The sequence below is a fragment of the Sphingomonas sp. genome, from assembly GCF_040398505.1.
Lineage (GTDB): Bacteria > Pseudomonadota > Alphaproteobacteria > Sphingomonadales > Sphingomonadaceae > Sphingomonas.
On sequence record NZ_JBBATX010000144.1, the window covers coordinates 1 to 5,444 of the forward strand.

At 64.7% G+C, this 5,444-nt stretch carries 10 protein-coding genes; 8 read left to right on the forward strand and 2 right to left on the reverse strand.

Annotated elements, in window-relative coordinates; translation table 11 throughout:
* The coding region (locus ABWP09_RS13255; protein ID WP_353205598.1) for a DUF2283 domain-containing protein at positions 1 to 204 on the forward strand (204 nt) is incomplete at its 5' end.
* A 258-nt stretch (positions 205 to 462) separates the two neighbouring features.
* Here ABWP09_RS13255 and ABWP09_RS13260 read toward each other — a convergent pair.
* On the reverse strand, positions 463 to 786 hold the full coding sequence (locus ABWP09_RS13260) for a HigA family addiction module antitoxin (RefSeq protein ID WP_502959801.1): 324 nt from the start codon (positions 784 to 786) through the stop codon (positions 463 to 465).
* Between the two features lie 67 nt (positions 787 to 853).
* On the opposite strand from ABWP09_RS13260, the gene ABWP09_RS13265 reads away from it, so the two are divergent.
* The 5 genes from ABWP09_RS13265 to ABWP09_RS13285 all read left to right on the forward strand — a co-directional run bounded on the left by ABWP09_RS13265 (position 854) and on the right by ABWP09_RS13285 (position 3,594).
* Positions 854 to 1,093, forward strand: a complete 240-nt coding sequence (locus tag ABWP09_RS13265) for a type II toxin-antitoxin system Phd/YefM family antitoxin (RefSeq protein ID WP_353205599.1) — start codon at positions 854 to 856, stop codon at positions 1,091 to 1,093.
* On the forward strand, positions 1,090 to 1,515 hold the full coding sequence (locus tag ABWP09_RS13270; protein WP_353205600.1) for a type II toxin-antitoxin system VapC family toxin: 426 nt from the start codon (positions 1,090 to 1,092) through the stop codon (positions 1,513 to 1,515). Before ABWP09_RS13265 ends, ABWP09_RS13270 begins: the two co-directional genes overlap by 4 nt.
* A 251-nt stretch (positions 1,516 to 1,766) precedes the next feature.
* The gene (locus tag ABWP09_RS13275; protein WP_353205601.1) at positions 1,767 to 2,117 is read left to right on the forward strand and encodes a DUF3147 family protein; all 351 of its coding nucleotides are present in this window, start codon (positions 1,767 to 1,769) and stop codon (positions 2,115 to 2,117) included.
* Between the two features lie 108 nt (positions 2,118 to 2,225).
* Complete coding sequence (locus tag ABWP09_RS13280) at positions 2,226 to 2,486, forward strand: hypothetical protein (RefSeq protein WP_353205602.1); 261 nt, start codon at positions 2,226 to 2,228, stop codon at positions 2,484 to 2,486.
* Between the two features lie 85 nt (positions 2,487 to 2,571).
* Positions 2,572 to 3,594, forward strand: coding sequence for a phosphatase PAP2 family protein (locus tag ABWP09_RS13285; RefSeq protein WP_353205603.1), 1,023 nt, complete (start codon positions 2,572 to 2,574; stop codon positions 3,592 to 3,594).
* Here the strand turns inward: ABWP09_RS13285 and ABWP09_RS13290 are convergent.
* Positions 3,591 to 3,914 carry a hypothetical protein gene (locus tag ABWP09_RS13290; RefSeq protein ID WP_353205604.1) on the reverse strand — a complete coding sequence of 108 codons (324 nt, stop codon included), beginning with the start codon at positions 3,912 to 3,914 and terminating at the stop codon, positions 3,591 to 3,593. The two genes, ABWP09_RS13285 and ABWP09_RS13290, sit on opposite strands and share 4 nt — an antisense overlap.
* 112 nt (positions 3,915 to 4,026) lie before the next feature.
* Here ABWP09_RS13290 and ABWP09_RS13295 point away from each other — a divergent pair, with 112 nt between their 5' ends.
* Together ABWP09_RS13295 and ABWP09_RS13300 are read left to right on the forward strand one after the other, a co-directional pair.
* The gene (locus ABWP09_RS13295) at positions 4,027 to 4,443 is read left to right on the forward strand and encodes a hypothetical protein (protein ID WP_353205605.1); all 417 of its coding nucleotides are present in this window, start codon (positions 4,027 to 4,029) and stop codon (positions 4,441 to 4,443) included.
* A 35-nt stretch (positions 4,444 to 4,478) separates the two neighbouring features.
* Positions 4,479 to 5,444: TonB-dependent receptor plug domain-containing protein (locus ABWP09_RS13300; protein WP_353205606.1), on the forward strand; the 966-nt coding region annotated here is incomplete at its 3' end.

Genomic DNA, 5,444 nt, shown 5'->3' on the forward strand with positions numbered 1-5,444 from the left:
TATTACGCCGAAACCGACAGCATCTACATCGAGCTGAACGCCGCCGACGGGGTCGAGACGCGCGAAGTCGCGGACGGCGTGAACATTGATCTGGATGCGGCGGGGAATATTGTGGGGATCGATATCGACCATGCTTCGACCAAGCTCGATCTGGCGACGCTGGAGACGACAGCGCTGCCGTTGCGGGATTTGAAGGCGGCGTAGGACGACGCATCTTTGGATTTAATCTAATGAGGGAAATATTTGCAGAAGCCCAGTCAGTCCGAAATAAGTTTTCACATAATGTCGTAATGATTGATCCAGGCAACAAAACTGCAGCCACGATCGCGACCGTATCCGCGCGGGGGACCCTTAAGCAGGATGTTGCCCCCATAACTTTGTAAGAAGTTCGTATGGCATCCCAAAAGATTACTTATGCTATGCGTTCATTATATCTGCTGGTACTATAACCGAAACGGTGAATTAGGCCGCCACCCGCTCCACATCAATCTTCCCCGCCCGCGCCCTGACCGCGGCCAGATCATACGCCGCCTGCATCCGCATCAGCGTATCGGCGCTCAGCCCGAAGGCTTTCTGGAAGCGGATCGCCATTTCCGCCGACAGCCCCGCCCGCCCGCCGAGCAGATTGCTCATCGCCTGCCGCGTGACGTTCAGGTTCGCCGCCGCGTCCGCCAACGACAGCCCGTGCGGCGTGACAATCTCGGCGCGCAACCACGCGCCGGGGCGGACCGCGAAACTGGAATGAAGCTTGATCGCTATCCCTTTTTCATAGCGGAAACCCGCCAAACGTCGGTACCCTTTGCCCACAACCCACATTCCTGATATAGTCACCAACCTAGTCAGGAGCCGCCCGATGGACCGCATCAGCCTCGCCGAAGCCAAGGCGCATTTGAGTGCGATCATCGACCGCGTCGAAGCCGGCGAGAGCGTCGAGATCACGCGGCGCGGCAAGACGGCGGCGGTGATCTCGCCCGTCCAGCGTCCCAAACAGCCCATCGATCTGGCGGCGCTCCGCGCGCTGCGGGGCACGATGCCCTATCAGGAAGAATCGGCGGTCGATCTGATCCGCAAGATGCGCGATTCCAGATATTGAGCAGCTATCTGGACGCGTCGGTCGTCGTCGCCTTCCTCACGCCCGAAGCGCATAGCGACCGCGTCGAACGCTGGTTCGGCGACAATGCCGCCAGCGATCTGGTCGTCAGCCCTTGGGTGACGACCGAGATATCCAGCGCGCTGTCGATCAAGCTTCGGACCGGTGCGATCACGCTCGATCACCGTGCGGCTGTGCTCGCACGCTGGCAGCAAATGCTCGACGCGAATGTGACGACCGTTTCGGTGACGGACGCGCACTTTGATACCGCCGCGCGTTTCGCCGACCGGCACGACCTCGGACTACGGGCGGGTGACGCGCTCCACCTGGCGATAGCGGCGCAATCCGGCTGCACCTTGGTTACGCTCGACCACGCGATGGCCGCCGCCGCGCCCGTCCTCGGCATCCCCGTCCAACCGCTCTAGCCACCCAAAAAGGGAGTGTCCTACACGCCCGACATCCGTCATGCTGCTACCCAACGGCTCTTTCTCATCTCCAGCGCCAACCCCGCGCGCGACACCGCCGGGCCGCCGACGCAAAAACACGCGATTACGCCTAACTTTCCGCTAACCTTCCGCGCCGCGCCAACCCCGCGATGGTGCGACTCGTGTGACTTTAGCGGCGCCGCAACACGCCCCGCTGGCGTCCCCCGCCCCACCGGCGCATAGCCTCCCTCATGCTCTACCTCGCGCTCAAAGCCCTGATCTCCGGCCTCCTCATCGCCGCCGCCTCGACACTGGCGAAGCGCTATCCGGGGTTCGGCGCGCTGGTCGCCTCGCTGCCTTTGGTGTCGGTGCTCGGCATGATCTGGCTGTGGAACGACAAGCCCGACACCGCCAACATGGCGGCGCATGTCCAGGCGACCTTCTGGTACGTCCTGCCCTCACTGCCAATGTTCCTGGTGATCCCGCTACTGCTGCGTGCAGGCCTAGGCTTCTGGCCGTCGCTCGGGCTCGGCTGCGCGCTGACGATCGGGCTCTATGCCGTGATGGTCGCGCTCGCGCCGCGCTTCGGCATCGCCCTCTAACCGCCGTCGCCAACCTGTACCTGAGCCTACGATCGCATTCAGCAACCATCGTGGCGACCGGGCGTACACCGTCCTCAAGCCCGATCACCGGGCCGGAAGGATGCTGACATGAAGTTCACCCATCTCATCGCCGCCGGGCTTATGGTTGCCGGCCTCGGCGTAACCTCCACCGCTGCCTCGGCGCAGGGCCATCGCGGCGACCGCGGCCATGACCAGCGCTACGACCGCCGCGATGACCGCCGCGACTATCGCAACCATGGCCGCCATTATCGCGGGGATCGCGGGCGTCACTATGGCTGGAACAACCGCGGGCGCGATTGCCGCGTCCAGTGGCGGAATCACCGTCGCGTGACGGTCTGCTACCGCTAAGTCGGCCGGCCGGGAGCTGGCGCACGGCGCGCCGCTCCCGGCCTCATCCCAAAATGTAATATAGACGTCACAAAATCTTCACGCCATGATGGGTATTGTTCTTCCCTTCGTCGGCGATAAATATCGTCTGCATATCAGGCGTATCCGCGTGGCGACCCCGACAACTTCCCGCTTTGCCATTCCGGCGCCGCTTTATCCCGGCAGCACGGCGCAACGCGGGCTGATTGCGGGGCACTGGATCGCATTTGGCTTGGCGCTGAGCGCGGCGTGCGTGGCGGCGTTGCTGTTCGATGCGCGGATGACGATCGATCCGCGTGATCCGCTCACCTGGCTGTTCGCCGGCGTGCTGCTGCTGTTCGGCGTCACCCGCTTCGTGCTACGCACCCCGCGTAGCGCGGCGCAGCGTGTCGCGCGCGACCTAAGTGAATCGGTCGGGGCGTTCATGAGTATTTCGCTGCTGGGTGCGACCGCGACCTATCCGCTGGCGGCCGATACGCATGGTGCGATCGATCCGTTGTTGCAGGCGGTCGATGGCGCGCTGCATTTCGACTGGCTCGCCTGGTATCAGACGGTCGCGGCACATCGGTCGCTCCAGCAGCTCGGCACCGCCGCCTATCAAAGCATCTTCGTCACCCCGGCGCTGATCCTCGGCTATTGTGCCTGGTCCGATCGCCGCGCCGAGGCGCGCGGGTTTGTCGCGGCATTCTGGCTCGCGGCGGTGGTGACGCTGCTGCTGTTCCGCTTCGTGCCCGCGGTCGGCCCGCTCGCCACGCTGTGGCACGGCCCAATCCCCTATGTGCCCGAAAGCGCGCTGTACGAGGCCGATCTGTTTCCCGTTTTGCGGATGGGCAATGGCTATGTGGTCGATCTGGGCGCGCTGCGCGGGCTCGTCTCGGTGCCCAGTTTCCACACCGCCAGCGGCGTCGTCTATATCGCCGCCGCCTGGCCGATGGCGCGGCTACGCTGGCCGGTGCTGGCGCTCACCAGCGCGATGCTGCTGGCGACTCCGGTCGAAGGCACGCATTATCTGGCGGACATGCTGGCGGGTGCCGCAGTCGCCATTGTTGCGGTGCTGGCCGTGTCCGCGGTGCGGCGGCGTCTGGCTTAGACTTCGACCGCCATCAACGCGGCGTCGCCATATTTTGGGTCGTTCGCCGCGAACAAGGGGTTGGCCGCGAAATTGCGCTCGGTCAGCCCGACGCCGTTCAGCCCGGCCAATTTGAACGTCCCGAGCTTCACTTCCTTGGGCGGTTTGCCATCCCGCTCCACCACGACGCCGTCGACGAACAGATCGTCGTGCCGGGTATAGATGATGTGCGGTGCCAGCGTGATATCGGTGCGGTTATAGGTCGCACGCAAACACCGCTTGCGGACGATCGCCTCAAAAACGGTGGGGACTGGGCCGGCGGGAGCTGTGGCGGTGTGCATACGCGCGTTATACTCAAAATGGTGCGATGCAGCAAGTAACGACTGCGAAACCGATTGTTTCCCCCTTTCGTTGCGGGTTGAGCGAAATGTGGTGAACCGCTAGGCGCACGCGATGGCGCGGTTCCGCACCCTGTTCCCGGCTCGGGCCGCGATGATCGTGCTGCTGCTGTGCGTGCTCGCGGTGCGCGTGGTCGTGCCGCAAGGATTCATGTGGGGCACTGGAACCGACGGATCGCGCGCTTTGGTGTTGTGCTCGGGCATGGGTGCGCAAGCGCTGACGCCAATTGCCGCCGCCGCGCTCGCCGCACAGCATCGCAGCGATCAACGCGACCAGGACGGCAAGACCGCCGATCACCCATGCGCCTTCGCCGCTGCCAGCCTTGCGGTCGATCTGGTCGGCGACGTCTATCCTGTCGCAACCCAGCCGGCGCGCGCCGTGGCCCCGACGACGCTTCATATCTTCGCCCGCCCCGGTCTCGGCCTCGCCGCCCCGCCGCCGCCCAAGACCGGACCACCCGCCTTCGCCTGACGCCGTTTCCTTCCCGTCAGACGAAAGCTTTTTTCATGAAAATTCCGACCACGCGCGCCGCCGTGCGCGCGTTCGCGCTGCTGGCATCCGCCGCAGCGCCCTTTGCCGCTTATGCCGCATCCGACGACCAGCGCGACATCGTCGTCACCGCTCAGAAGGGCGCGCCGATCGAGCAAGCGCCGTCGACCACGGCCAGCATCACTGCCCGTCAGATCGAAGCGCAGGTCAATGCGGTCAATGTCGAGGATACGCTCAAATATCTGCCCAGCCTGGTCGTGCGCAAACGCCATGTCGGCGACACGCAAGCCCCGCTCGCCACGCGGACATCGGGCGTCGGGGCGAGTGCGCGCAGCCTGATCTACGCCGATGGGGCGCTCCTATCGGCGCTGATCGGCAACAACAACACCAGCGCCTCCCCCCGCTGGGGCCTCGTCGCGCCGCAGGAGGTGGCGCGGATCGACATCCTCTACGGCCCGTTCTCGGCGGCCTATCCCGGCAATGCGATCGGCGCGGTGGTGAACATCACGACGCGCTTGCCCGAGGCGCTGGAGGGCGAAGTGAATGCCGGGATCAGCCTGCAAAACTTCAAACAATATGGCACCAGCGGCGCCCTCCCGGCATCGAGCTTTGGCGCAACGCTCGGCGACCGCTTCGGCCCGCTCGCGCTCTTCGCCAGCTACAGCCATGTGACGAGCGACAGCCAGCCGCTTGCCTATGTCACCGCCACGCGTCCGGCGACCACGAGTGCCACCGGCGCACCAACCAGCGGCGGCTATGACGATGTCAACCGCACCGGGGCCGCGATTCGCGTGATCGGTGCGGGCGGCTTCGAACATCAGGTGCAGGATTTCGCCAAGCTAAAGCTCGCATTGGACGTGACCCGCGACATCCGCCTCACCTATGTCGGCGGGCTGTTCCGCAACGACACCACTGCGACCGCCGAAAGCTATATCCAGAATGCCGCCGGTCCGGTCTATGCCGGATCGCTCAATATCGGCGGC